General features: G+C 58.4%; 23 protein-coding genes. 18 read left to right on the top strand and 5 right to left on the bottom strand.

The window, feature by feature from the left end:
* The first annotated feature begins 1 nt into the window (after position 1).
* The 10 genes from nuoE to nuoN all read left to right on the top strand — a co-directional run bounded on the left by nuoE (position 2) and on the right by nuoN (position 11,916).
* Positions 2–502, top strand: coding sequence for an NADH-quinone oxidoreductase subunit NuoE (nuoE, locus tag EQV24_RS06755; protein WP_003861486.1), 501 nt, complete (start codon positions 2–4; stop codon positions 500–502).
* A complete protein-coding gene (gene nuoF, locus EQV24_RS06750) occupies positions 499–1,836 on the top strand; it encodes an NADH-quinone oxidoreductase subunit NuoF (protein ID WP_003861487.1) in 1,338 nt (445 codons plus the stop codon). Before nuoE ends, nuoF begins: the two co-directional genes overlap by 4 nt.
* 54 nt (positions 1,837–1,890) lie before the next feature.
* Complete coding sequence (gene nuoG, locus EQV24_RS06745) at positions 1,891–4,614, top strand: NADH-quinone oxidoreductase subunit NuoG (RefSeq protein WP_023621514.1); 2,724 nt, start codon at positions 1,891–1,893, stop codon at positions 4,612–4,614.
* Positions 4,611–5,588 (top strand): NADH-quinone oxidoreductase subunit NuoH, encoded by a 978-nt coding sequence (gene nuoH, locus EQV24_RS06740; protein WP_013098104.1) that lies wholly within the window; start codon positions 4,611–4,613, stop codon positions 5,586–5,588. The genes nuoG and nuoH overlap by 4 nt, the downstream gene beginning before the upstream one ends.
* 13 nt (positions 5,589–5,601) lie before the next feature.
* Positions 5,602–6,144, top strand: coding sequence for an NADH-quinone oxidoreductase subunit NuoI (nuoI, locus tag EQV24_RS06735; RefSeq protein WP_003861491.1), 543 nt, complete (start codon positions 5,602–5,604; stop codon positions 6,142–6,144).
* Between the two features lie 10 nt (positions 6,145–6,154).
* The gene (gene nuoJ, locus EQV24_RS06730; RefSeq protein ID WP_008500212.1) at positions 6,155–6,709 is read left to right on the top strand and encodes an NADH-quinone oxidoreductase subunit J; all 555 of its coding nucleotides are present in this window, start codon (positions 6,155–6,157) and stop codon (positions 6,707–6,709) included.
* Positions 6,706–7,008, top strand: a complete 303-nt coding sequence (gene nuoK, locus EQV24_RS06725) for an NADH-quinone oxidoreductase subunit NuoK (RefSeq protein WP_003861496.1) — start codon at positions 6,706–6,708, stop codon at positions 7,006–7,008. Before nuoJ ends, nuoK begins: the two co-directional genes overlap by 4 nt.
* Positions 7,005–8,846, top strand: a complete 1,842-nt coding sequence (nuoL, locus tag EQV24_RS06720; protein ID WP_014832758.1) for an NADH-quinone oxidoreductase subunit L — start codon at positions 7,005–7,007, stop codon at positions 8,844–8,846. The genes nuoK and nuoL overlap by 4 nt, the downstream gene beginning before the upstream one ends.
* Before the next feature lie 76 nt (positions 8,847–8,922).
* Positions 8,923–10,452 carry an NADH-quinone oxidoreductase subunit M gene (gene nuoM / locus EQV24_RS06715; RefSeq protein WP_014832757.1) on the top strand — a complete coding sequence of 510 codons (1,530 nt, stop codon included), beginning with the start codon at positions 8,923–8,925 and terminating at the stop codon, positions 10,450–10,452.
* A gap of 6 nt (positions 10,453–10,458) precedes the next feature.
* Complete coding sequence (nuoN, locus tag EQV24_RS06710; RefSeq protein ID WP_130626355.1) at positions 10,459–11,916, top strand: NADH-quinone oxidoreductase subunit NuoN; 1,458 nt, start codon at positions 10,459–10,461, stop codon at positions 11,914–11,916.
* 92 nt (positions 11,917–12,008) lie between these two features.
* On the opposite strand, the gene EQV24_RS06705 is transcribed toward nuoN, so the two are convergent.
* On the bottom strand, positions 12,009–13,013 hold the full coding sequence (locus EQV24_RS06705; protein WP_013098100.1) for a chemotaxis protein: 1,005 nt from the start codon (positions 13,011–13,013) through the stop codon (positions 12,009–12,011).
* A gap of 64 nt (positions 13,014–13,077) precedes the next feature.
* The gene (gene rbn, locus EQV24_RS06700) at positions 13,078–13,995 is read right to left on the bottom strand and encodes a ribonuclease BN (RefSeq protein WP_130626354.1); all 918 of its coding nucleotides are present in this window, start codon (positions 13,993–13,995) and stop codon (positions 13,078–13,080) included.
* 70 nt (positions 13,996–14,065) lie between these two features.
* Between rbn and EQV24_RS06695 the strand changes: the two genes are divergently transcribed.
* The 8 genes from EQV24_RS06695 to menE all read left to right on the top strand — a co-directional run bounded on the left by EQV24_RS06695 (position 14,066) and on the right by menE (position 21,986).
* Positions 14,066–14,527 (top strand): GNAT family N-acetyltransferase, encoded by a 462-nt coding sequence (locus EQV24_RS06695; protein ID WP_058651761.1) that lies wholly within the window; start codon positions 14,066–14,068, stop codon positions 14,525–14,527.
* 53 nt (positions 14,528–14,580) lie between these two features.
* Positions 14,581–14,886 (top strand): stress response protein ElaB, encoded by a 306-nt coding sequence (gene elaB / locus EQV24_RS06690; RefSeq protein ID WP_028028061.1) that lies wholly within the window; start codon positions 14,581–14,583, stop codon positions 14,884–14,886.
* A gap of 95 nt (positions 14,887–14,981) precedes the next feature.
* Positions 14,982–16,277: an isochorismate synthase MenF gene (gene menF, locus EQV24_RS06685; protein WP_013098096.1), complete on the top strand. Its 1,296-nt coding sequence runs from the start codon at positions 14,982–14,984 to the stop codon at positions 16,275–16,277.
* An 88-nt stretch (positions 16,278–16,365) separates the two neighbouring features.
* A complete protein-coding gene (gene menD, locus EQV24_RS06680; protein ID WP_130626353.1) occupies positions 16,366–18,036 on the top strand; it encodes a 2-succinyl-5-enolpyruvyl-6-hydroxy-3-cyclohexene-1-carboxylic-acid synthase in 1,671 nt (556 codons plus the stop codon).
* Positions 18,033–18,809, top strand: coding sequence for a 2-succinyl-6-hydroxy-2,4-cyclohexadiene-1-carboxylate synthase (gene menH, locus EQV24_RS06675; RefSeq protein ID WP_130626352.1), 777 nt, complete (start codon positions 18,033–18,035; stop codon positions 18,807–18,809). Before menD ends, menH begins: the two co-directional genes overlap by 4 nt.
* On the top strand, positions 18,806–19,663 hold the full coding sequence (gene menB, locus EQV24_RS06670) for a 1,4-dihydroxy-2-naphthoyl-CoA synthase (RefSeq protein ID WP_013098093.1): 858 nt from the start codon (positions 18,806–18,808) through the stop codon (positions 19,661–19,663). The genes menH and menB overlap by 4 nt, the downstream gene beginning before the upstream one ends.
* A complete protein-coding gene (gene menC / locus EQV24_RS06665) occupies positions 19,663–20,628 on the top strand; it encodes an o-succinylbenzoate synthase (protein ID WP_038983967.1) in 966 nt (321 codons plus the stop codon). Before menB ends, menC begins: the two co-directional genes overlap by 1 nt.
* On the top strand, positions 20,625–21,986 hold the full coding sequence (menE, locus tag EQV24_RS06660) for an o-succinylbenzoate--CoA ligase (RefSeq protein ID WP_130626351.1): 1,362 nt from the start codon (positions 20,625–20,627) through the stop codon (positions 21,984–21,986). Before menC ends, menE begins: the two co-directional genes overlap by 4 nt.
* Here the strand turns inward: menE and EQV24_RS06655 are convergent, their stop codons facing one another.
* The 3 genes from EQV24_RS06655 to EQV24_RS06645 are packed head-to-tail and all read right to left on the bottom strand — an operon-like array spanning position 21,987 to position 24,933.
* Complete coding sequence (locus EQV24_RS06655) at positions 21,987–23,498, bottom strand: tripartite tricarboxylate transporter permease (RefSeq protein ID WP_130626350.1); 1,512 nt, start codon at positions 23,496–23,498, stop codon at positions 21,987–21,989.
* 11 nt (positions 23,499–23,509) lie between these two features.
* Positions 23,510–23,941: a tripartite tricarboxylate transporter TctB family protein gene (locus EQV24_RS06650; RefSeq protein WP_045292161.1), complete on the bottom strand. Its 432-nt coding sequence runs from the start codon at positions 23,939–23,941 to the stop codon at positions 23,510–23,512.
* 11 nt (positions 23,942–23,952) lie between these two features.
* Complete coding sequence (locus EQV24_RS06645) at positions 23,953–24,933, bottom strand: tripartite tricarboxylate transporter substrate binding protein (RefSeq protein WP_130626349.1); 981 nt, start codon at positions 24,931–24,933, stop codon at positions 23,953–23,955.
* Between the last annotated feature and the right edge of the window lie 82 nt (positions 24,934–25,015).

Below are 25,015 nucleotides of genomic sequence, written 5' to 3'. Positions count from 1 at the left end.
TATGCACGAGAATCAACAACCACAAACCGAGGCTTTTGAGCTGAGTGAAGCAGAGCGTGCCGCCATTGAGCACGAGATGCACCACTACGAAGACCCGCGTGCGGCGTCCATTGAAGCGCTGAAAATCGTACAGAAACAGCGTGGTTGGGTGCCGGATGGGGCGATCTATGCGATCGCAGAAGTGCTGGGTATCCCGGCCAGTGACGTAGAAGGCGTAGCCACGTTCTACAGCCAGATCTTCCGTCAGCCGGTGGGCCGCCATGTGATCCGCTACTGTGACAGCGTTGTTTGCCACATTACCGGTTATCAGGGCATTCAGGCTGCGATTGAGAAAAAACTCAATATCAAGCCGGGCCAGACCACGTTCGATGGTCGCTTTACTCTGCTGCCAACCTGCTGCCTGGGTAACTGCGACAAGGGGCCGACCATGATGATTGATGAGGATACTCACAGCCATCTGACGCCGGAAGCCATTCCTGACCTGCTGGAGCAGTACAAATGAAAACTGTAATTCGTACTGCTGAGACGCATCCGCTGACCTGGCGTCTGCGCGATGACAAACAGCCGGTATGGCTCGACGAATACCAAAGCAAAAACGGCTATGCCGGGGCGCGTAAAGCCCTGGGCGGCATGGCGCCAGACGACATCGTTAATGCGGTGAAAGAGTCGGGTCTGAAAGGCCGCGGCGGCGCGGGCTTCTCCACCGGTCTGAAGTGGAGCCTGATGCCAAAAGATGAATCCATGAACATCCGTTACCTGCTGTGTAACGCGGATGAAATGGAGCCGGGTACCTATAAAGACCGTCTGCTAATGGAGCAACTGCCGCACCTGCTGGTGGAAGGCATGTTGATCTCCGCGTTCGCGCTGAAAGCGTACCGTGGTTACATCTTCCTGCGCGGTGAGTACATCGAAGCGGCGGAAAACCTGCGTCGCGCGATTGCCGAAGCGACCGAAGCGGGCCTGCTTGGCAAAAACATTCTCGGCACCGGGTTTGACTTCGAGCTGTTCGTGCACACCGGTGCAGGGCGTTATATCTGCGGTGAAGAGACCGCGCTAATTAACTCCCTGGAAGGCCGCCGTGCGAACCCGCGTTCCAAGCCGCCGTTCCCGGCAAGCTCCGGCGTGTGGGGTAAACCGACCTGTGTGAACAACGTCGAAACCCTGTGTAACGTTCCGGCTATCCTCGCCAACGGCGTGGAGTGGTATCAGGGCATCTCCTCAAGCAAAGATGCCGGTACCAAGCTGATGGGCTTCTCCGGCCGCGTGAAAAACCCTGGCGTCTGGGAACTGCCGTTCGGTACTACCGCCCGCGAAATTCTTGAAGACTACGCCGGTGGCATGCGCGATGGCCTGAAATTCAAAGCCTGGCAGCCGGGTGGGGCAGGGACAGACTTCCTGACCGAAGCCCACCTTGACCTGCCGATGGAATTCGAAAGCATTGGTAAAGCAGGCAGCCGTCTGGGTACGGCGCTGGCAATGGCCGTCGACCACGAGATCGGCATGGTCTCGCTGGTGCGTAACCTGGAAGAGTTCTTCGCCCGTGAGTCCTGCGGCTGGTGTACACCGTGCCGTGACGGTCTGCCGTGGAGCGTGAAGATCCTGCGTGCTATCGAACGCGGCGAAGGCCAGCCTGGTGATATCGAGACACTTGAGCAACTGTGTCGATTCTTAGGGCCGGGCAAAACCTTCTGTGCCCACGCACCGGGTGCCGTCGAGCCACTGCAGAGCGCGATTAAATATTTCCGCGACGAATTCGAAGCAGGCATCAAGCAGCCGTTCAGCAATACCCATTCAATCAATGGTATTCAGCCGAACCTGCTGAAAGCACGCTGGTAAAAACAGAATTTTGATTAACGCTCGAAGCAATTCGAGACAACTGGAAGCATGCTAATGGCTACGATTCATGTAGACGGCAAAGAATACGAAGTCAACGGGGCGGACAACCTGCTGGAAGCTTGTCTGTCTCTTGGCCTCGATATTCCGTACTTTTGCTGGCATCCGGCGCTGGGCAGCGTCGGTGCTTGCCGCCAGTGTGCGGTGAAGCAATATCAAAACGCGGAAGACACGCGTGGTCGCCTGGTGATGTCCTGTATGACGCCAGCCACCGAAGGCACCTTTATTTCGATTGATGACGAAGAAGCAAAACAGTTCCGTGAAAGCGTTGTGGAATGGTTGATGACCAACCACCCGCACGACTGCCCGGTCTGTGAAGAGGGCGGCAACTGCCACCTTCAGGATATGACCGTAATGACCGGTCACAGCTTCCGTCGCTATCGCTTTACTAAACGTACTCACCGTAACCAGGATCTGGGGCCGTTCATCTCTCACGAAATGAACCGCTGCATCGCCTGCTACCGCTGCGTGCGTTACTACAAAGATTACGCAGACGGTCAGGATCTGGGTGTGTATGGCGCACATGACAACGTCTACTTCGGTCGTCCGGAAGACGGTACGCTTGAGAGCGAATTCTCCGGTAACCTGGTAGAAATCTGTCCGACCGGCGTATTTACCGATAAAACTCACTCCGAGCGTTACAACCGTAAGTGGGACATGCAGTTTGCACCAAGCATCTGCCAGCAGTGTTCGCTGGGCTGTAACACCAGCCCGGGTGAGCGCTACGGCGAACTGCGTCGTATCGAAAACCGTTACAACGGTACCGTAAACCATTACTTCCTGTGCGACCGCGGTCGTTTCGGCTATGGCTATGTGAACCTGAAAGACCGTCCGCGTCAGCCGGTTCAGCGCCGTGGCGACGACTTTATCACCCTGAACGCTGAACAGGCGATGCAGGGTGCGGCAGATATTCTGCGCCAGTCGAAGAAAGTGATCGGTATCGGCTCCCCGCGTGCCAGCATCGAAAGCAACTTCGCGCTGCGTGAGCTGGTGGGGGCGGAAAACTTCTACACCGGTATCGCTCAGGGCGAGCAGGAACGTCTGCAGCTGGTACTGAAAGTGCTGCGCGAAGGCGGTATTCATACCCCTGCGCTGCGCGAAATCGAATCGTATGATGCGGTTCTGGTGCTGGGCGAAGATCTGACGCAGACCGGCGCTCGCGCGGCTCTGGCGGTTCGCCAGGCGGTGAAGGGTAAAGCACGTGAAATGGCAGCGGCGCAGAAAGTGGCTGACTGGCAGATTGCGGCAATCCTCAACATCGGCCAGCGCGCGAAGCATCCTCTGTTTGTGACGAACGTCGACAACACCCGTCTGGACGATATCGCCGCGTGGACCTACTGCGCGCCGGTTGAAGATCAGGCGCGTCTTGGCTTTGCCATTGCTCATGCGCTGGACAACAATTCTCCGGCCGTTGAACTGGATCGTGACCTGCAAAGCAAAGTCGACGTGATTGTTCAGGCGCTGGCGGGGGCGAAGAAACCACTGATTATCTCCGGGACTAACGCCGGTAGCGCCGAGATCATTCAGGCTGCAGCGAACGTTGCCAAAGCCCTGAAAGGCCGCGGTGCGGACGTTGGTGTCACCATGATTGCCCGTGCGGTGAACAGCATCGGTCTGGGTATGATTGGCGGCGGCTCGCTGGAAGAAGCGTTAAGCGAACTGGAGTCCGGTGCTGCTGACGCCGTTGTGGTGCTGGAAAATGACCTGCATCGCCATGCCTCTGCCGCGCGCGTTGACGCTGCGCTCTCTAAAGCACCGCTGGTGATGGTAATCGACCATCAGCGCACCGCGATTATGGATAAAGCGCACCTGGTGCTCTCTGCGGCAAGCTTCGCAGAAAGCGACGGTACGGTTATCAACAACGAAGGCCGCGCACAGCGTTTCTTCCAGGTTTATGACCCGGCGTACTACGACAGCAACACCGTGATGCTGGAAAGCTGGCGCTGGCTGCACTCCCTGCACAGCACCGTGCAGAGCCGTGAAGTGGACTGGACGCAGCTCGACCACGTTATCGATGCGGTAGTCGAAAAACTGCCTCAGCTGGCGGGCATTAAAGATGCCGCGCCTGAAGCGAGCTTCCGTATTCGCGGCCAGAAACTGGCGCGTGAACCGCACCGTTACAGTGGCCGTACCGCGATGCGTGCCAATATCAGCGTGCACGAACCGCGTCAGCCGCAGGATAAAGACACCATGTTCGCCTTCTCCATGGAAGGGAACAACCAGCCGTCTGCGCCGCGTTCACAGATCCCATTCGCATGGGCGCCGGGCTGGAACTCCCCGCAGGCGTGGAACAAGTTCCAGGCGGAAGTGGGCGGTTCACTGCGTCACGGCGATCCGGGCGTGCGTCTGATTGAAGCCTCCGAAACCGGTCTGGACTTCTTCACCACCGTTCCGGCGAGCTTCCAGGCGCAGGACGGTAGCTGGCGTATTGCGCCGTACTACCATCTGTTTGGTAGCGACGAGCTGTCCCAGCGTTCACCGGTATTCCAGCAGCGTATGCCGCAGCCGTACATCAAGCTCAACCCGGCAGACGCCGCGAAGCTTGGCGTGAACGCGGGTGCGAACATTGCCTTTAGCTACGAGGGCCAGACCATCAGCCTGCCGCTGATTATTTCTGAAAGCCTGACAGCAGGGCAGGTCGGTCTGCCGATGGGTATGCCTGGCATCGCGCCGGTACTGGCGGGTGCGCGTCTTGATAACCTGCAGGAGGCAAAAGCATGAGTTGGTTAACGCCGGATCTTATCGACATCCTGCTGAGCATTCTGAAAGCGATTGTCATTCTGCTGGTGGTGGTCACCTGTGGTGCGTTCATGAGCTTTGGTGAACGTCGTCTGCTTGGTCTGTTCCAGAACCGTTATGGACCAAACCGCGTTGGCTGGGGGGGATCACTCCAGCTGGTTGCGGACATGATCAAGATGTTCTTCAAAGAGGACTGGATCCCACGCTTCTCGGATCGCGTGATCTTTACGCTGGCACCGATGATCGCCTTCACCTCGCTGCTGCTGGCGTTTGCTATCGTTCCTGTCAGCCCGACCTGGGTGGTGGCTGACCTGAACATCGGCATTCTGTTCTTCCTGATGATGGCAGGGCTCGCGGTTTACGCGGTACTGTTCGCAGGCTGGTCCAGTAACAACAAATACTCGCTGCTGGGTGCGATGCGTGCTTCCGCGCAGACGCTGAGCTACGAAGTGTTCCTGGGGCTCTCCCTGATGGGCGTGGTGGCGCAGGCCGGTTCATTCAACATGACCGACATCGTTAACAACCAGGCCGACATCTGGAACGTTATCCCGCAGTTCTTTGGTTTTGTTACCTTTGCTATCGCGGGCGTGGCGGTGTGTCACCGTCACCCGTTTGACCAGCCAGAAGCCGAACAGGAACTGGCCGACGGTTACCACATTGAATATTCCGGTATGAAATTCGGTCTGTTCTTCGTGGGCGAGTACATCGGTATCGTCACCATTTCCGCATTGATGGTAACGCTGTTCTTTGGTGGCTGGCATGGCCCGTTCTTACCGCCGTTCATCTGGTTCGCGCTGAAAACCGCGTTCTTCATGATGATGTTCATTTTGATTCGCGCAGCGTTACCGCGTCCGCGTTATGACCAGGTAATGTCCTTCGGCTGGAAAGTGTGCCTGCCGCTGACGCTCGTCAACTTGTTGGTAACGGCGGCTGTCATTCTCTGGCAGCAGCCATAAGGGGCTATAGACCATGACCTTAAAAGAATTACTGGTAGGCTTTGGTACCCAGGTACGCAGTATCTGGATGATCGGCCTGCACGCGTTTGCCAAACGCGAAACCCGGATGTACCCGGAAGAGCCGGTATATCTGCCGCCGCGCTACCGTGGCCGTATCGTGCTGACGCGCGACCCGGACGGCTCCGAGCGCTGCGTTGCCTGTAACCTGTGTGCGGTAGCGTGTCCGGTAGGCTGTATCTCTCTGCAGAAAGCAGAGACGGTAGACGGCCGCTGGTACCCTGAGTTCTTCCGCATCAACTTCTCACGCTGCATCTTCTGTGGTCTGTGTGAAGAAGCGTGCCCAACCACGGCGATTCAGCTCACCCCGGACTTCGAACTGGGTGAGTACAAGCGTCAGGACCTGGTGTACGAGAAAGAGGATCTGCTGATTTCCGGTCCGGGCAAATACCCGGAATATAACTTCTACCGGATGGCGGGTATGGCAATCGACGGCAAAGATAAGGGCGAAGCAGAGAACGAAGCCAAGCCTATCGACGTCAAGAGCCTGTTACCGTAAGGAGAGGGCAATGGAATTCGCTTTTTATATCTGTGGCCTTATCGCCATCCTGGCTACGCTACGAGTGATTACGCACACCAATCCGGTGCATGCGCTTCTGTACTTAATCATTTCGCTGCTGGCTATTTCCGGGGTGTTCTTTGCGCTCGGCGCGCACTTTGCCGGTGCGCTGGAAATCATCGTTTACGCCGGTGCCATCATGGTGCTGTTCGTCTTCGTGGTGATGATGCTGAACCTGGGCGGCTCTGAAATTGAGCAGGAACGTCAGTGGTTAAAACCGCAGGTGTGGATTGGCCCGGCAATTTTGTCGGCCATCATGCTGGTGGTGATTGTTTATGCCATTCTCGGCGTGAACGACCAGGGCATCGACGGTACGCCAATCGGCGCGAAAGAAGTGGGTATCACGCTGTTTGGCCCATACGTTCTGGCGGTTGAACTGGCCTCTATGCTGCTGCTGGCGGGTCTGGTTGTTGCCTTCCACGTTGGCCGCGAAGAGCGTGCTGGTGAGGTGCTGAGCAACCGCACTGACGACCGCGCGAAAAGAAAAACGGAGGAACGCGCATGATCCCCTTAACACATGGACTGATCCTCGCTGCGATTTTATTCGTTCTGGGCTTAACCGGTCTGGTTATCCGCCGCAATCTGCTGTTTATGCTGATCGGTCTGGAAATCATGATTAACGCCTCCGCGCTGGCCTTCGTGGTCGCCGGAAGCTACTGGGGCCAGACCGATGGTCAGGTGATGTACATTCTCGCCATCAGCCTCGCGGCTGCCGAAGCGAGTATTGGCCTGGCGCTGTTGCTGCAGCTCCATCGTCGCCGCCAGAACCTGAACATCGATTCAGTAAGTGAGTTGCGTGGATGAACATGCTTGCCTTAACCATTATTTTTCCGCTGATTGGCTTCGTGCTGCTGGCGTTTTCTCGCGGCCGCTGGTCTGAGAATCTGTCTGCGACCGTCGGCATGGGATCTGTCGGTCTGGCTGCGCTGGTAACAGCGTATGCGGGTATCGATTTCTTCAACAACGGGCGTCAGGCCTTCAGCGTGCCGCTGTGGACCTGGATGTCGGTCGGTGATTTCAACATCGGTTTTAACCTGGTGCTGGATGGTCTCTCGCTGACCATGCTCTCCGTGGTGACCGGCGTGGGCTTCCTGATCCATATGTTCGCCTCCTGGTACATGCGCGGTGAAGAGGGCTACTCCCGCTTCTTCGCCTACACCAACCTGTTTATCGCCAGCATGGTGGTTCTGGTGCTGGCCGATAACCTGCTGCTGATGTATCTGGGCTGGGAAGGCGTGGGTCTCTGTTCGTACCTGCTGATCGGGTTCTATTACACCGATCCGAAGAATGGCGCAGCGGCCATGAAAGCGTTCGTCGTGACCCGTGTGGGTGACGTCTTCCTCGCGTTCGCGCTGTTCATTCTCTATAACGAACTGGGCACGCTGAACTTCCGCGAAATGGTGGAACTGGCGCCGGCACACTTCGCCGCAGGCAACAACATGCTGTGGTGGGCAACGCTGATGCTGCTGGGTGGTGCTGTGGGTAAATCTGCACAGCTGCCGTTGCAGACATGGCTGGCCGACGCGATGGCGGGTCCAACCCCTGTCTCTGCGCTGATCCACGCCGCGACCATGGTTACCGCCGGTGTGTACCTGATTGCGCGTACCCATGGCCTGTTCCTGATGACCCCGGAAATTCTGCATCTGGTGGGTATCGTCGGTGCGGTCACGCTGGTGCTGGCAGGCTTTGCCGCGCTGGTGCAGACCGACATCAAACGCGTTCTTGCTTATTCCACCATGAGCCAGATTGGCTACATGTTCCTGGCGCTGGGCGTTCAGGCGTGGGACGCGGCGATTTTCCACCTGATGACGCACGCGTTCTTTAAAGCGCTGCTGTTCCTCTCATCCGGTTCCGTGATCCTGGCCTGCCATCACGAGCAGAACATCTTCAAGATGGGCGGACTGCGTAAGTCCATCCCGCTGGTGTATGTCTGCTTCCTGGTGGGCGGCGCGGCGCTGGCGGCACTGCCGCTGATTACCGCGGGCTTCTTCAGTAAGGACGAAATCCTTGCCGGTGCCATGGCGAATGGTCATATCAATCTGATGGTTGCGGGTCTGGTCGGTGCGTTCATGACCTCCCTGTATACCTTCCGTATGATTTTCATCGTATTCCACGGTAAAGAACAAATTCACGCTCATGCAGGGAAGGGGATTACTCACCACCTGCCGCTGATTGTGCTGCTGGTCCTGTCCACCTTCGTTGGCGCGATGATTGTGCCGCCGCTGCAGGGTGTACTGCCAGACACCACCGAGCTTGAGCACGGCCGCGTTCTGACGCTTGAAATCACCTCTGGTGTGGTCGCTATCGCGGGTATCCTGATTGCTGCATGGCTGTGGCTGGGCAAACGCACGCTGGTGACAGCCGTTGCCAACAGTGCGCCAGGCCGCCTGCTGGGCACCTGGTGGTACAACGCGTGGGGCTTCGACTGGCTGTACGACATGATCTTCGTTAAGCCGTTCCTGGGCATTGCGTGGCTGCTGAAGCGCGACCCACTGAACAGCCTGATGAATATCCCGGCGATCCTCTCCCGCTTTGCAGGTAAAGGCCTGCTGTACAGCGAGAACGGTTACCTGCGCTGGTATGTGGCGTCCATGAGCATCGGTGCGGTTGTCGTGCTGGCGCTGCTGATGGTGTTGCGTTGATCGTAAAGTGAATTTTATTCGAATTCGTTGAAAATCAGGCCCCTTCTGGGGGCCTTAAAAAGGAATGTAAATCGCCATGTTACTACCCTGGCTAATATTAATTCCCTTCATCGGCGGCTTCCTGTGCTGGCAGACTGAACGCTTTGGCGTGAAGATGCCGCGCTGGATCGCGCTGATCACCATGGGATTGACGCTCGCGCTTGGTCTGCAACTCTGGTTGCAGGGTGGCTACTCCCTGACCCAGTCTGCGGGCATTCCGCAGTGGCAGTCTGAGTTTATCCTGCCGTGGATCCCGCGTTTCGGCATTACGATCCACCTGGCGATTGACGGTCTGTCGCTGCTGATGGTGGTGCTGACCGGTCTGCTCGGCGTTCTGGCGGTACTTTGCTCCTGGCGAGAAATCGAAAAATACCAGGGCTTCTTCCACCTGAACCTGATGTGGATCCTGGGCGGCGTAATCGGCGTGTTCCTTGCCATCGACATGTTCCTGTTCTTCTTCTTCTGGGAGATGATGCTGGTGCCGATGTACTTCCTGATCGCGCTGTGGGGCCATAAGGCGTCCGACGGTAAAACGCGTATCACGGCGGCCACCAAGTTCTTCATCTATACCCAGGCGAGTGGTCTGGTGATGCTGATTGCCATTCTGGCGCTGGTGTTTGTGCACCACAATGCGACCGGTATCTGGACCTTCAACTACGAAGACCTGCTGAAGACCCCGATGTCTCACGGTGTGGAATACCTGCTGATGCTCGGCTTCTTCATCGCCTTCGCGGTGAAAATGCCGGTCGTACCGCTGCACGGCTGGCTGCCAGACGCGCACTCTCAGGCGCCAACCGCAGGTTCTGTTGACCTGGCGGGCATCTTGCTGAAAACGGCAGCCTACGGTCTGCTGCGTTTCGCACTGCCACTGTTCCCGAACGCGTCCGCTGAGTTCGCACCGATTGCCATGTGGCTGGGTGTGATTGGTATCTTCTACGGTGCCTGGATGGCATTCACGCAGTACGACATCAAACGTCTGATTGCGTACACCTCCGTTTCCCACATGGGCTTCGTGCTGATTGCTATCTACACCGGCAGCCAGCTGGCGTACCAGGGCGCGGTGATCCAGATGATTGCGCACGGTCTGTCCGCAGCCGGTCTCTTCATCCTCTGTGGTCAGCTGTACGAACGTCTGCACACCCGTGACATGCGTATGATGGGCGGTCTGTGGAGCAAAATTAAGTGGCTGCCGGCGCTGTCCATGTTCTTCGCGGTGGCGACCCTGGGTATGCCAGGTACCGGTAACTTCGTCGGCGAATTTATGATTCTGTTCGGCAGCTTCAAAGTGGTACCGATGATTACCGTCATCTCCACCTTTGGTCTGGTGTTCGCGTCCGTCTACTCGCTGGCGATGCTGCACCGTGCTTACTTCGGTAAAGCGAAGAGCGAAATTGCTGCACAAGAACTGCCGGGGATGTCGCTGCGTGAGCTGTTCATCATCCTGCTGCTGGTCGTACTGCTGGTGCTGCTGGGCTTCTTCCCGCAGCCGATTCTGGATACCTCGCACTCCGCGATGGGTAATATCCAGCAGTGGTTTGTTAATTCTGCTTCTACTACAAGGCCGTAATTCGCCATGACAATAACTCCACAACAACTGATCGCGCTGCTACCGCTGCTGATCGTCGGATTGACGGTGGTGGTTGTGATGCTCTCCATTGCGTGGCGACGCAATCACTTCCTGAATGCCACGCTGTCGGTCATCGGACTGAATGCCGCGTTAGTCTCTCTCTGGTTTGTTGGCCAGGGCGGGGCGATGGACGTCACCCCGCTGATGCGCGTTGACGGCTATGCCATGCTGTACACGGGGCTGGTTCTGCTGGCGAGCCTGGCGACCTGTACCTTTGCCTATCCGTGGCTCGAAGGCTACAACGACAACAAAGAAGAGTTTTACCTGCTGGTACTGATTGCCGCACTCGGCGGCATTCTGCTGGCGAATGCAAACCATCTGGCTGCGCTGTTCCTCGGCATTGAGCTTATCTCTCTGCCGCTGTTCGGCCTGATTGGTTACGCCTTCCGTCAGAAGCGCTCTCTGGAAGCGAGCATCAAGTACACCATCTTGTCTGCTGCTGCCTCGTCCTTCCTGTTGTTTGGTATTGCGCTGCTGTACGCGCAGACCGGTAACCTTTCGTTTATGGCGCTTGGTAAGAGCCTCGGCGACGGCATGCTGCACGAGCCGCTGCTGCTGGCGGGTCTGGGCATGATGATTGTTGGCCTCGGCTTTAAACTCTCTCTGGTTCCGTTCCACCTGTGGACCCCGGATGTTTACCAGGGCGCACCGGCGCCGGTTTCTACCTTCCTGGCGACGGCGAGCAAAATCGCTATCTTCGGTGTGGTCATGCGCCTGTTCCTGTACGCACCGGTAGGTGACAGCGAAGCAGTTCGCACGGTGCTGGGGATTATCGCGTTCGTCTCCATCATCTTCGGTAACCTGATGGCGCTGAGCCAGACCAACATTAAACGTCTGCTGGGTTACTCCTCCATCTCTCATCTGGGCTACCTGCTGGTGGCACTGATTGCGCTGCAGAGCGGTGAGATGTCGATGGAAACCGTAGGCGTTTACCTGGCCGGTTACCTGTTCAGCAGCCTCGGCGCGTTCGGCGTGGTGAGCCTGATGTCCAGCCCGTACCGTGGCCCGGATGCAGATGCACTGTTCTCCTACCGTGGCCTGTTCTGGCACCGTCCGATCCTGTCTGCGGTGATGACCGTGATGATGCTCTCTCTGGCGGGTATCCCAATGACGCTGGGCTTCATCGGTAAGTTCTACGTGCTGGCTGTCGGTGTGCAGGCGCACCTGTGGTGGCTGACTGCGGGCGTGGTTATCGGCTCGGCAATCGGTCTGTATTACTATCTGCGTGTGGCCGTGAGCCTGTACCTGAGCGCGCCTCAGCAGCTCAACCGCGACGCACCAGGCAACTGGCAGTACAGCGCAGGTGGTATTGTGGTGCTGATCTCCGCGCTGCTGGTGCTGATCTTCGGTATCTATCCGCAGCCGCTGATTGATATCGTGCAGCGAGCAATGCCGCTGATGTAAAAGCAAAAAACCCGCCTCGGCGGGTTTTTTTATGGTTTTCGCCCTCTCCCTGTGGGAGAGGGACGGGGTGAGGGCTCCAGCCCGCACCAGACTTAAGCCAGCTGTTTCCTGCTAATCAACGGCCCGTCAATCTTCTTCATCGAACGGTCCAGCACCTCTTCAATCACCGACGACAGCTCGTTCAGCTCAAACTTCGCCACGTAGCCGTCGGCCTTCACTTTACGAATATGATCTTCGTTGGCGTTGCCCGAAAGCGAAGAGTGGATCACAACGGGAATATCTTTCAGCAGCGGGTCGGTTTTGATTTTGCGCGTCAGCGTGAAACCGTCCATCTCTGGCATTTCGAGGTCGGTCAGCACCAGGGCAATTTTATCGGTGATCGGCACCCCTTCAGCCTGCGCCTGCGCGGCCAGCACGCCAATTTTCTCCCATGCGTCTTTACCGGTGATATGCAGCTGCGCCGGGATCTCCATAGCCTGTAATCCTTTCTCCAGCATGGAGCGCGCGACTTTGGAATCTTCCGCCACAATCGCCACAGCGCCAGGCTTGATGTGGAACTTAGTGGTCTGCAGATTCGTGGCGTGCAGATCGTGGTTGGCCGGCGTAATGTCATACAGGATCTGCTCAACGTCCAGCACCATCGCCAGCTCGTTGGTATCGGTCTTTTCGTCCAGACAGGCGATACTGGTGATGTAACGTCCGCTGACGGCGGTTTCCGCCGCGTGAACCTGCTTCCAGTCGAGGCGCATGATGTTCTCAACCGATTCCACCGCAAACGCCTGCACGCTGCGGGCATATTCGGTGATCAGCAGGATGTTGAGCCCCGTCGTCGGCTTACAGCCCGCCACCGCGGCCAGGTCGATCACCGGGATCACCTGATCGCGGATATTCACCATCCCCATCAGCGGGGACTTCATCCCTGCGGGTTTGGTGAACTCCGGCATCGGCACAATTTCACGCAGCTTAAAGACGTTAATGCCAAATAGTTCGGATTTATTTTCATTCAGAGACGTGCCCAGACGGAACAGCAACAGCTCAAAACGATTCGACAGGGTGAGATTTGCCCTGTCATCAATATCTTTCTGGAAATTATCCATTCTACCCTCAAGTGAAATGCTGCCCTTTTAATCGTTATCGGCATCCTGAGAGAAAAATGAAGGACTAAACGCTGACCTTAGTGAAATCGTTGGCCAGCTCACACGCCGGGAACACGTCGCGGCACTCTGCCAGCAGTTTTTCACAGCCGTGGGCGTCATAGCGCGAGCTGACATGGGTGACAATCAATCTTCCGGCGTTCGCTTCACGGGCAAGCGCCGCCGCCTGACGCGTGGAGCTGTGACCCCGGCTGTTGGCTTTCTCTTCCATCGCCGTTTCAAGCGTGGCTTCGTGCACCATCACATCCACCTCTCGCGCCAGTTGCAGGGCCGCAGGGCAGGGCGCGGTATCGCCAAAAATCGCCAGTTTTTTCCCTGGCTGCGGTGGGGCGAGATAGTCCTGGCCATTAATCGTGCGGCCGTCCTCAAGCGTGACGGTATCGCCCTGTTTCAGTCGCTGGAAAAGCGGTCCGGGCTTCACACCATCGGCAATCAGCGCAGCGGCGTCGAGCGCGCCGGGCTTATCATGCGCTTCGATGCGGTAGCCATAGCACTCAACCGGATGATTCAGCGGCCGGGCGGTGACGGTATAGTCCCCGTCATCCAAAACCAGCCCCTCGGTTATCTCAATCACCTCCAGCGGATAATCCGTCCACGACCCGCTCAGGCGCAGCGTGGTTTCAACAAACTCACCAGTACCCGCCGGCCCGTAAATCGTCAGCGGGTTGGCATTACCCGCCATCGAACGGCTGCACAGCAGGCCCGGCAGGCCAAACAGGTGATCGCCATGCAAATGCGTGATAAAGATCTTATCCAGCTTACCGGGATGATAAGCGGTGTGTAACAGCTGATGCTGCGTTCCTTCGCCACAGTCAAACAGCCACAGTCCGCCACGGGTTGGGTGCTGCAGATCCAGCAGGATCGCGGTCACGTTTCGTGTGCGTGTTGGCACGCCAGCGGACGTACCCAGAAAAATCAGTTCCATAACGCAATCAGCCCTTTGCCGAATGGGGGAGGGTTTAGTATAACGTGATGAACCCAGGAAGGAGACCGACATGATCCAGTGGCAAGATTTACACCATAGTGAACTCACCGTTCAGACACTGTACGCCCTGCTCAAACTGCGCTGCGAAGTGTTTGTTGTGGAACAAACCTGCCCGTATCAGGACATCGATGGTGATGATCTGGTGGGCGAGAACCGTCATATTCTCGGCTGGAGGGATAACGAGCTGGTGGCGTATGCGAGGATTCTGAAAAGCGGGGACGATTTTGAGCCTGTCGTTATTGGTCGCGTCATTATTAGCGGCAAGGCGCGCGGTGAAAAACTGGGCTATCAGCTGATGGAAAAAACGCTGGAGGCATGCCAAAAACAGTGGCCAGACAAGGCGTTATACCTTGGCGCACAGGCGCACCTTCAGTCTTTCTACGGCCACTTTGGCTTTATGCCGGTCACGGACGTGTACGACGAAGACGGCATTCCTCATATCGGTATGGCGCGGGAAGTGAAACAGGCGTAATGGCAGGTCGTTGGCTATAGTTAGCGGACTGGTGTACTAACATGGAGAAAAATATGTCATTTCAATCCTGGGATACCCGTGTCGATGACGACCTGACGTTACTGAGCGAAACGCTGGAAGAGGTGTTACGTTCGTCCGGCGACCCTGCCGATCAGAAATATATCGAACTCAAGGCACGTGCCGAACAGGCGCTACATGACGTCAAAACCCGCGTCAGCCATGCGTCCGACAATTACTACTACCGCGCAAAAAAAGCGGTGTATCGCGCCGATGATTACGTCCATGAAAAACCGTGGCAAGGCATTGGTGTCGGAGCGGCGGTGGGGCTGGTGCTGGGGCTGCTTCTGGCCCGTCGTTAACCCCTGAATCGGACGCTTAACCCCTCCCTATACGTGGGTACTGATATTTCTGGTGGTACCCCGTATACTAAGCGTTTTTACAGGGAGAGGTTCGCGTGCATTCGATTTCCAACGCGCTGGAACGTCTGCGTACTCAGCTTGCGCAAGCGTTACCCGCTACACCCGGCTTACGTCACGTTGACGTCTCTTTCCCGTTAAACGACGCTTTCGACCCTCTCGCCTGGCTTGGTGCTCAGTGCCTGTTTCCCCAGTTTTACTGGCAGCAGCGTAACGGTGATGAAGAGCTGGCTGCGCTGGGCGCCGTGATCCATTTTTCCTCTCTGGCTCAGGCTTCGCAGTTTTTACAGCAACAGCCTGTAGCGAACGACACGCGGATCTGCGGCCTGAATGCCTTCACCCCGGAGCAGGGCAGTCTCTTTTTACCCCGCCTGCTGTGGCGACGTTCTGCCGGGACCGCCACGTTGCGTCTGCAGCTGTGGAGTGACCGTTCCCTTCAGGAGGATGCCGACGCGGCGCTGGCGTTCTTACAGCAGCTTCGCGATGCCCGCCCAATCCGCCCGCTCTCCGCCCAGGTAGTGCAGGAGACCCATCAGCCGCAAAAACCGGAATGGCTGCGCCTTATCCGTCAGGCGACAGAGACCATTGCGCGCGGCGAAGTCGAAAAGGTGGTGCTCGCCCGGGCAACCGATCTGCAGTTCAGTCAGCCGGTGAATGCCGTGGCGCTGATGGCGGCCAGCCGTGCCCTGAATCTGAACTGCTATCATTTCTGCATGGTTTTCGATGCCAGCAACGCGTTTCTTGGCTCCACACCTGAACGGCTGTGGCGGCGGCGCGGCAACCTGCTGCGTACCGAAGCGCTGGCCGGTACCGTCGCCAGCCATCCCGATGACAAGCAGGCCCGCCTTCTGGGCGACTGGCTGATGAACGATGATAAAAACCAGCGTGAAAACATGCTGGTGGTAGAGGATATCTGCCAGCGGCTGCAGCACCATACCCGGACGCTGGAGGTCCTGCCAGCACAGGTTATGCGGTTGCGCAAAGTGCAGCATCTTCGCCGCTGCATCTGGACCGAGCTCAAGCATGCGGATGATGAGCAATGTCTGCATGTGCTGCAGCCGACGGCTGCGGTTGCCGGGTTACCGCGCCAGCCAGCACGCGAATTTATACACCGCGTTGAACCTTTCGACCGGGAATGGTATGCCGGATCCGCCGGATATCTGTCGCCAGAACAAAGCGAGTTCTGCGTGGCCCTGCGCTCGGCACGCGTCCATGACGCCACCGTCCGTCTTTACGCCGGGGCGGGGATCGTCAGCGGTTCCGATCCGGAACAGGAGTGGCAGGAGATCGAAAATAAAGCCGCAGGCTTGCGCTCTCTGCTCCTGAAGGATTAGTACTGATTCGCGCAATCCCGATTCATATCAAAATTCTATTTTTTTCTATTATTTATACTGTGTCGCATTCTTGATACCGGACAATCTCATGTCAGTAAGTTCTTTTAACCGACGCTGGGCGACGGTGATCCTTGAAGCCCTGACTCGCCATGGCGTCAGGCATGTGTGTATTGCGCCGGGCTCACGCTCCACACCGCTGACGCTGGCGGCAGCAGAGAACCGGGCATTTATTCACCACACCCATTTTGACGAGCGCGGCCTGGGCCACCTGGCTCTGGGGCTGGCAAAGGTCAGCATGGAACCGGTGGCGGTGATCGTCACCTCCGGTACTGCCGTGGCAAACCTCTATCCGGCCCTTATCGAAGCCGGGCTGACCGGTGAGAAACTGGTGCTGCTGACGGCCGATCGCCCGCCCGAGCTTATTGACTGCGGAGCGAACCAGGCTATTCGTCAGCCGGGCCTCTTTGCCTCGCATCCTTCGCAGACGGTTTCGTTACCCCGACCCACGCAGGACATTCCCGCAAGCTGGCTGGTCTCGACCGTCGATCATGCCATGGAGACATTGCGCAGCGGGGCGTTACATATTAACTGTCCGTTTGCCGAGCCGTTGTACGGCGAAATGGACGACACCGGTCTTGCCTGGCAGCAGCAGCTTGGCGACTGGTGGGAGAGCGAAAAGCCGTGGCTGCGCGAGCAGACACACCTTGAGAGCGCAAAGCAACGTGACTGGTTTTTCTGGCGACAAAAACGCGGCGTGGTTATTGCCGGGCGCATGAGCGCCGCCGAAGGCAGGCAGGTGGCCGAATGGGCACACACCCTTGGCTGGCCGCTGATTGGCGACGTGCTGTCCCAGACCGGACAGCCGCTGCCGTGTGCCGATCTCTGGCTCGGGAATGCGAAAGCGGTGACTGAGCTGGCGCAGGCGCAGATTGTGGTTCAGCTGGGCGCAAGCCTGACCGGCAAACGGTTACTGCAGTGGCAGGCAACCTGTAGCCCGGAAGAGTACTGGCTGGTGGATCCACTGGAAGGGCGGCTCGATCCGGCGCACCATCGCGGCCGTCGTCTGGTGAGCGACATTGACGCCTGGCTGGGGCTCCACCCGGCGGAAAAGCGCGCCCCGTGGGCCGTTGAGATCCCGGCGCTGTCGCGTCAGGCGTGGGAGTTGACCGAAGCACAATGCGAAGAATTTGGTGAAGCGGAGCTGGCGCACCGTATTTACCGGTATCTGCCGGAGCAGGGGCAACTGTTTGTCGGCAACAGCCTGGTGGTGCGTCTGATTGATGCGTTCTCAAAACTGCCTACGGGCTATCCGGTCTACAGTAACCGGGGAGCCAGCGGCATTGACGGGTTGATCTCTACGGCGGCGGGTGTGCAGCGAGCCAGCGCGAAATCCACGCTGGCGATCGTGGGCGATCTTTCAGCGCTGTACGATCTCAATGCGCTGGCGCTGCTGCGGCAGGTGTCGGCGCCGTTTGTGCTGATTGTGGTCAACAATAACGGCGGGCAGATCTTCTCCCTGCTGCCGACACCGCAGAGCGAACGCGAGCGTTTCTACCTGATGCCGCAGAACGTGCAGTTTGAATATGCCGCAGCGATGTTTAATCTGAAATACCACCGCCCGGAAAACTGGGAAGCGCTGGATGCAGCCCTGAGCAGCGCCTGGCGACAGCCCGGTGCAACGCTGATTGAACTGGTCGTCAACGAGGCTGACGGTGCGCAGAAGCTGCAAAGTCTGCTGGCGCAGGTGAGCCACCTGTGATCCTCGCAGGCGCGCAGCAGGCCGGTAAGCCAGGTTACCCCTGGCTGGTCTTTTTGCATGGATTTTCTGGCGATTGCCGCGAGTGGCAGACGGTCGGCGAGGCGCTCAGCGATTATCCCCGGCTTTATCTCGACCTGCCGGGGCATGGCCGGTCCGCCAGTATGGCCGTCACGGGGTTCGACGAGATGAGTGACGTGCTTACCCGAACCCTTGTTAGTTACAACATACTTAACTACTGGCTGGTGGGGTACTCCCTTGGCGGCCGCATTGCGATGTTTCATGCCTGCCAGGATCCTGCGGGGCTTTGCGGCATCATCGTGGAAGGCGGACATCCGGGCCTGAAGGGGGTCGCAGCACGAGAGGCAAGAGCAGCATCCGACCATCTGTGGGCTCAGCGTTTTCGCACGCAGCCCCTCTCAAACGTCTTTGCCGACTGGTATCAACAGCCTGTCTTTGCCTCCCTGACGGACAGCCAGCGCAGGGCGCTCATCGCCCTGCGCTGTCGCAACGCGGGCACAAACCTGGCGATGATGCTCGAGGCAACCTCGCTCGCCGTGCAACCAGACCTGCGTGCCGCCCTCAGCGCGCGAAATTTCCCTTTTGATTATCTCTATGGCGAACGTGACGAGAAGTTCGCGGCCCTGGCCGCTGAACTGAACGCTGTTCGCCATGTCATTCCAAACGCCGGACACAACGCCCACCGGGAAAATCCCGGGGCGGTTAGCGCGAGTCTGGCTCAGATACTGCGTCGTCGAATAAAGGACACTCTATGATCTATCCTGATGAAAACATGCTCTATGCACCGGTTGAATGGCAAGACTGCTCCGAAGGTTACACCGACATTCGTTACCACAAATCGGCTGACGGTATCGCCAAAATCACCATTAATCGTCCGCAGGTGCGTAACGCCTTCCGTCCCCTGACCGTAAAAGAGATGATTCAGGCCCTGGCGGATGCGCGCTATGACGACAACATCGGCGTTATCGTCCTGACCGGGGAAGGCGAAAAAGCGTTCTGCTCCGGTGGCGATCAGAAAGTACGCGGTGACTACGGCGGATACCAGGACGATGCGGGTACCCATCACCTGAACGTGCTTGATTTCCAGCGTCAAATCCGTACCTGCCCAAAACCCGTGGTGGCCATGGTAGCAGGTTACTCCATCGGCGGCGGCCACGTGCTGCACATGATGTGCGATCTGACCATTGCCGCAGAGAACGCCATCTTCGGTCAGACGGGCCCGAAAGTCGGCTCCTTTGACGGCGGCTGGGGGGCTTCTTACATGGCGCGCATTGTTGGTCAGAAAAAAGCCCGCGAAATCTGGTTCCTGTGCCGTCAGTATAACGCCCAGGAAGCGCTGGATATGGGCCTGGTTAACACCGTGGTGCCGATTGCCGATCTCGAAAAAGAGACCGTTCGCTGGTGTCGCGAAATGCTGCAGAACAGCCCAATGGCGCTGCGCTGCCTGAAAGCGGCCCTGAACGCTGACTGTGACGGTCAGGCGGGGCTGCAGGAGCTGGCGGGTAACGCCACTATGCTGTTCTACATGACCGAAGAGGGTCAGGAAGGGCGCAACGCGTTTAACGAAAAACGCCAGCCAGACTTCAGTAAATACAAACGGAACCCGTAATGCGTCGCGCGCAGGTATACCGCTGGCAGATACCGATGGACGCGGGCGTGGTGCTGCGTGAACGGCGGTTAAAAACCCGTGATGGCTTCTTCGTGCAATTGCAGCAGGGCGAAGGGCAGGGCTGGGGCGAGATTTCGCCTCTGCCGGGCTTCAGCCTGGAGTCGCTGGAGGAGGCGCAGGCTGCGCTGATGGCATGGGTAGAGGAATGGCGCACAGGCCTGAATCCGCCGCTGCCCGATCTCCCTTCCGCCGCGTTTGGCATCAGCTGCGCGCTCGCGGAGCTCGACGGCAGCCTCCCTGATGAGGCCGATTACCGTGCCGCGCCGCTCTGCACGGGCGATCCGGACGAGCTGTTTGCCTTGCTCAGCGCAATGCCCGGCGAGAAAGTGGCGAAAATCAAAGTCGGTCTTTACGAAGCGGTACGCGACGGCATGGTCGCTAACCTCTTGCTGGAGGCGATCCCCGATCTGCGCCTGCGTCTGGATGCCAACCGCGCCTGGACGCCGCTTAAGGCGCAGCAGTTCGCGAAGTACGTCAACCCGGCGTACCGCAGCCGCATCGCTTTTCTGGAAGAGCCGTGCAAAACCCGTGAGGATTCACGCGCTTTTGCCCGAGAAACGGGCATTGCCATCGCCTGGGATGAAAGCCTGCGCGAGGCGGACTTTGCCTTTAGCGCCGAGCCAGGCGTCAGCGCCGTGGTCATAAAACCGACGCTAACGGGCAGTCTGGCGAAGGTGCGCGAACAGGTGGCGGCAGCGCATGAGGCAGGGCTGACGGCGGTGATCAGCTCCTCCATCGAATCCAGCCTTGGGCTGACGCAGCTGGCGCGCATTGCCGCCTGGTTAACGCCCGACACCATCCCGGGGCTGGATACGTTAAACCTGATGCAAACCCAGCTCATTCGCCCGTGGCCGGGGAGCGCGCTGCCGTGCGCGGGCGTTGAGGCGCTGGAGCCGTTGCAATGAGTTTTAGCGACTGGCCGTGGCGGCACTGGCGCGAGCAGCGTGCTGATAAACCGGCTCTGCGTCTAAACGACGAGGTGCTGAGCTGGCAACAGCTCTGCACCCGCATCGACAATCTGGCTGCAGGGTTTCATCAGCAGGGCGTGGAGGCGGGTGACGGCGTGCTACTGCTCGCCCATAATCACCCGCAGACCCTGCTGGCATGGCTGGCGCTGCTCCAGTGCGGCGCGCGAATTCTTCCCGTTAATCCCCAGCTCCCGCATCCGCTGCTGGAGGTGTTGCTTCCGCAGATGACGCTGCGTTTTGCGCTGGTGCTGGATGGTCACTATGACGGGCTCGCCGCGCTTAGCATGCATGCTCCGTCCGGCGAATACCGCGTGGCATGGCAGCCTGAGCGGCTGGCCTCAATGACGCTCACCTCCGGCTCCACCGGGCTGCCGAAAGCGGCCGTTCATACCTGCGGGGCGCATCTTGCCAGCGCTGAGGGCGTCCTCGCGCTGATGCCCTACGGCGAGGATGACGACTGGCTGCTTTCGCTGCCGCTGTTTCATGTCTCCGGGCAGGGGATCTTATGGCGCTGGCTGCAGGCTGGCGCGCGCTTAACCGTACGCGAGAAGCAGCCGCTGGAGCAGGCCTTGCAGGGGTGTACGCATGCCTCGCTGGTGCCAACCCAGCTCTGGCGTCTGCTCAATACCCACCAGCGGATCGCGCTGAAAGCGGTACTGCTGGGCGGGGCCGCCATCCCCGTTGAGTTGACGCAACAGGCGCGCGCGCAGGGTATTTCTACCTTTTGTGGCTATGGCCTGACGGAGTTTGCCTCTACCGTCTGCGCGAAAGAGGCTGACGGTGAGCCGGACGTGGGCAGCGCATTGCCGGGCAGGGAGGTGCAGGTCGTTAACGGTGAAGTGTGGATCAAGGCGCAAAGCATGGCCTCAGGCTACTGGCGCGACGGCGCGTTGCTGCCGCTCACGAATTCAGAGGGCTGGTTTGCCACCCGCGATCGCGGCGAACTGCATGACGGTCGCCTCACGATCCTCGGTCGGATGGATAACCTCTTTTTCAGTGGAGGCGAGGGCATTCAGCCGGAGAGCCTTGAGCGGATTATCGCGACCCATCCGCACATCAGCCAGGTTTTCATTGTTCCGTTGAATGACGCCGAATTCGGTCAGCGTCCGGTAGCGGTGGTGGAGTGTGAACCGGGAACGGATATCACCCATTTGCCGGAATGGGTACAGGGCAAACTGGCGCGATTTGAGCAGCCCGTGCACTGGCTGGTACTGCCTGCGGAGTTAAAAAATGGCGGGATTAAGATCTCCCGCCAGGCGTTAAAACAGTGGGTGAATGCCCAGTTGTCTGGTTAATTAGCCGACATCGGGCTGCGGCTTACGCTGACGACGCAGCAGGCGCAGCACCGGCGGCACGACCACCACCACAATAGCCAGCACCAGCAGGATCTTCGCCACATTGCTGTCCCACAGAATGGCGACATCGCCATTGCTGATGGACAGGGCGCGGCGCAGGTTCTGTTCCAGCATCTCACCCAGCACAAAGCCCAGAATCAACGGCGACATCGGGAAGTGCATTTTACGCAAGATGTAGCCGAACACCCCCAGCACCACCATCAGAATCAGGTCGAAGGTGGTGCTGTGCACCGCATACACCCCTACCGCCGAGACGGCCGCGATTGCGGGTACCAGGAACCACAGCGGAATGGTCAGCATACGGGTGAACAGGCCAATCAGCGGAATGTTCATGACCAGCAACATCACGTTGGCAATCAGCAGTGCCGCAATCAGCCCCCAGACGATATCCGGCTGTTCGGTGAACATCGCCGGTCCTGGCGTGATGTTATAGAGCGTCAGCGCCCCCATCATCACCGCCGTGGTACCGGAGCCGGGCACGCCGAGCGTCAGCATGGGAATAAACGAGCCACAGGCCGAGGCATTGTTGGCCGCCTCGGGTGCGGCGACGCCGCGAATATCGCCTTTACCAAAGCTGTCGCTGTTACCGCTGAGTTTTTTCTCCGTCATGTAGGTGATGGCGCTGGCGATGGTCGCCCCGGCACCCGGCAGAATGCCAACAAAGAAGCCAATGACCGCTGAACGCAGCGTGGCACCGATACACTGCGCGCCCTCTTTGGCGTTAAAGAGCATCCGGCCGGTTTTACGCACCAGCGTCTGCCCGCTGCTGGTATGTTCCAGCATCAGTAAGATCTCAGAGACAGAGAACAGACCAATCACGACCACGATAAACTGCACGCCGTCAGACAGGTGAACGCTGTCGAAGGTAAAGCGATAGACCCCGGTGTTGGCATCCACGCCGACGGTGGCTAACCCTAAGCCAATCAGCGCAGACAAAAACGATTTCAGTGGGTTTTGCGCCATCATGCTGCCGAGACAGGCAATGGCGAAGACCATCAGGGCAAAATACTCTGCCGGACCAAACGCCAGCGACCACTGGGCCAGCGCAGGCGCAAACAGAATGATGCCGCCAATGGCAATCAGCGAGCCAAAGAACGAACTGACGGCGGAAATAGACAGCGCCACGCCGCCGCGCCCCTGCCGCGCCATCGGGTAACCATCCAGCGCGGTCATAATGGCCGCCGCATCTCCGGGCACGTTGAGCAGTATTGATGAGATTCGGCCGCCATATTCACAGCCGATGTAGACCGTCGCCAGCAGGATCAGCGCTGATTCCGCAGGCAGATGCAGGGCAAACGCCAGCGGGAGCAAAATAGCGACCCCGTTGATGGGCCCAAGCCCAGGCAACAGACCGACGATCGTCCCGACGAAGCAGCCGATCAGGGCGATCACCAGGTTTTCCGGGGTCATCGCCACAGCGAACCCCTGTGAGAGGTAAATCCAGGTATCCATAGCGTGCTCCGTTAATTAAGCCAGGCGCCAAGCGGCAACGTCACATCCAGCAGGCTGTCAAAGGCGTACCACAGGAAAATGCCCATCACCACGCCCGAGATCCCCGCCGCAGGCAGGCTGGCGTTAAACAGCGTGCCGATGACCATCGTCAGGATGGCGGTCGCCACCGGGAAGCCGAGCCATTCAAAGCCCCAGGCATACATCAGCAGCACAATGACCATCACCAGCAGCCGCTGCAAAATGCGCTTAGGCGGCCACTCGACGGTATCCGGGTGGCGTAACAGCATGGCCACCGAGCAAAGCAGCATCAGTCCGACAATGCCCATTGGAAAGGGGCGGGGCCCCACGGGTTCATAGCTGTATTCGCTGTGGATCTGCCAGGCGACGAACATCCCGCCAATGCAGAGCAACAACCAGATCCCGGCAAAAATGCGATCGCTCATAGCGCCTCCGGTTATTTGGCCAGGCCAAACGCTTTTGCTTTCTCGCGGTAGTCATTCACCTGTTTTTTGACATACTCGTCCAGCTGCTTGCCGTTCAGGTTGAACTCAAACAGCCCGCGCAGATCGCGCTGCTTTTTAAATTCGTCTGTCTGCTGCAGTTTGTTAAAGGTGTCGACCCACCACTGGTATTCGGCATCGGTCACTTTTGGCCCGACAAAGAAGCCGCGGATAATCGGCCAGACGAGGTCATAACCCTGTTCTTTTGCAGTCGGCACGTTTGCCAGCTGTCCCGGCAGACGGTTTTCGGAGAAGACCGCCAGCACGCGGATTTTATCGCCGTTCAGGTAGGGCACCATTTCACTAAGGTCACCGGAAACTGCCTGCACGTGGTTGCCCATCAGCGCCGTCACCGGTTCACCGCCGCCCTCAAACGCCACGTAACGCATTTTGTGCGGATCCACTTTCGCCTGCTGCGCCAGCAGGGCGGCTTTCATCCAGTCCTGGCTGCCGATGGAGGCGCCTGCACCAATCACCACGCTGTTAGGGTCTTTTTCCATGGCGGTGAGCAAATCCTTCAGGGATTTCCACGGGGAATCTGCACGCACGGCAATCATGCCGTAGTCGGTACCGACGGTGGCCAGCCAGCGCACGTCATCCACGCCGTAGCGGCCAAACTTGCCCTGGGAGAGGTTAAGCAGCGAGCCGCCGGAGAAGGCCACCACCGTGCCGGCTTCCGCCGGACGTTGCGCGACAATCGCGTTATAGGCTACCGCGCCCACGCCGCCTGGCATGTAGGTCACGCGCATCGGTTTTTCAATGGCCTTCGTCTCCAGCAGGCTGACCTGAATCAGCTTGCAGGTGAGATCGAAACCGCCGCCCGGTTTGGCCGGAGCGATACATTCGGTGCGGGACGGGGCGTCCTGCGCCTGGACAACAGAGGTACTCAACATTAATACGCTTGCAGCAATCGTTGAAAGTAATTGTTTTTTCATCGTTTATCCTCACGCCGGTGATCCGGGGGTACGGGTTTTTTTCTGATTATGTGAACCACCTTGTAGCGGTTCCGTTGCGTGA

It is taken from the genome of Enterobacter sp. A8 (genome assembly GCF_004296595.1).
In the GTDB taxonomy this organism is placed as follows: domain Bacteria; phylum Pseudomonadota; class Gammaproteobacteria; order Enterobacterales; family Enterobacteriaceae; genus Enterobacter; species Enterobacter cloacae.
Note: the sequence above shows the minus strand (reverse complement) of the source record. Positions and strands in the feature narration are given on the sequence as shown.

Coding starts and splice junctions, on each gene's coding strand:
- nuoE (WP_003861486.1), top strand. CDS start 2: ATGCACGAGAATCAACAACCACAAACCGAGGCTTTTGAGCTGAGTGAA.
- nuoF (WP_003861487.1), top strand. CDS start 499: ATGAAAACTGTAATTCGTACTGCTGAGACGCATCCGCTGACCTGGCGT.
- nuoG (WP_023621514.1), top strand. CDS start 1,891: ATGGCTACGATTCATGTAGACGGCAAAGAATACGAAGTCAACGGGGCG.
- nuoH (WP_013098104.1), top strand. CDS start 4,611: ATGAGTTGGTTAACGCCGGATCTTATCGACATCCTGCTGAGCATTCTG.
- nuoI (WP_003861491.1), top strand. CDS start 5,602: ATGACCTTAAAAGAATTACTGGTAGGCTTTGGTACCCAGGTACGCAGT.
- nuoJ (WP_008500212.1), top strand. CDS start 6,155: ATGGAATTCGCTTTTTATATCTGTGGCCTTATCGCCATCCTGGCTACG.
- nuoK (WP_003861496.1), top strand. CDS start 6,706: ATGATCCCCTTAACACATGGACTGATCCTCGCTGCGATTTTATTCGTT.
- nuoL (WP_014832758.1), top strand. CDS start 7,005: ATGAACATGCTTGCCTTAACCATTATTTTTCCGCTGATTGGCTTCGTG.
- nuoM (WP_014832757.1), top strand. CDS start 8,923: ATGTTACTACCCTGGCTAATATTAATTCCCTTCATCGGCGGCTTCCTG.
- nuoN (WP_130626355.1), top strand. CDS start 10,459: ATGACAATAACTCCACAACAACTGATCGCGCTGCTACCGCTGCTGATC.
- EQV24_RS06705 (WP_013098100.1), bottom strand. CDS start 13,013: ATGGATAATTTCCAGAAAGATATTGATGACAGGGCAAATCTCACCCTG.
- rbn (WP_130626354.1), bottom strand. CDS start 13,995: ATGGAACTGATTTTTCTGGGTACGTCCGCTGGCGTGCCAACACGCACA.
- EQV24_RS06695 (WP_058651761.1), top strand. CDS start 14,066: ATGATCCAGTGGCAAGATTTACACCATAGTGAACTCACCGTTCAGACA.
- elaB (WP_028028061.1), top strand. CDS start 14,581: ATGTCATTTCAATCCTGGGATACCCGTGTCGATGACGACCTGACGTTA.
- menD (WP_130626353.1), top strand. CDS start 16,366: ATGTCAGTAAGTTCTTTTAACCGACGCTGGGCGACGGTGATCCTTGAA.
- menB (WP_013098093.1), top strand. CDS start 18,806: ATGATCTATCCTGATGAAAACATGCTCTATGCACCGGTTGAATGGCAA.
- menC (WP_038983967.1), top strand. CDS start 19,663: ATGCGTCGCGCGCAGGTATACCGCTGGCAGATACCGATGGACGCGGGC.
- menE (WP_130626351.1), top strand. CDS start 20,625: ATGAGTTTTAGCGACTGGCCGTGGCGGCACTGGCGCGAGCAGCGTGCT.
- EQV24_RS06655 (WP_130626350.1), bottom strand. CDS start 23,498: ATGGATACCTGGATTTACCTCTCACAGGGGTTCGCTGTGGCGATGACC.
- EQV24_RS06650 (WP_045292161.1), bottom strand. CDS start 23,941: ATGAGCGATCGCATTTTTGCCGGGATCTGGTTGTTGCTCTGCATTGGC.
- EQV24_RS06645 (WP_130626349.1), bottom strand. CDS start 24,933: ATGAAAAAACAATTACTTTCAACGATTGCTGCAAGCGTATTAATGTTG.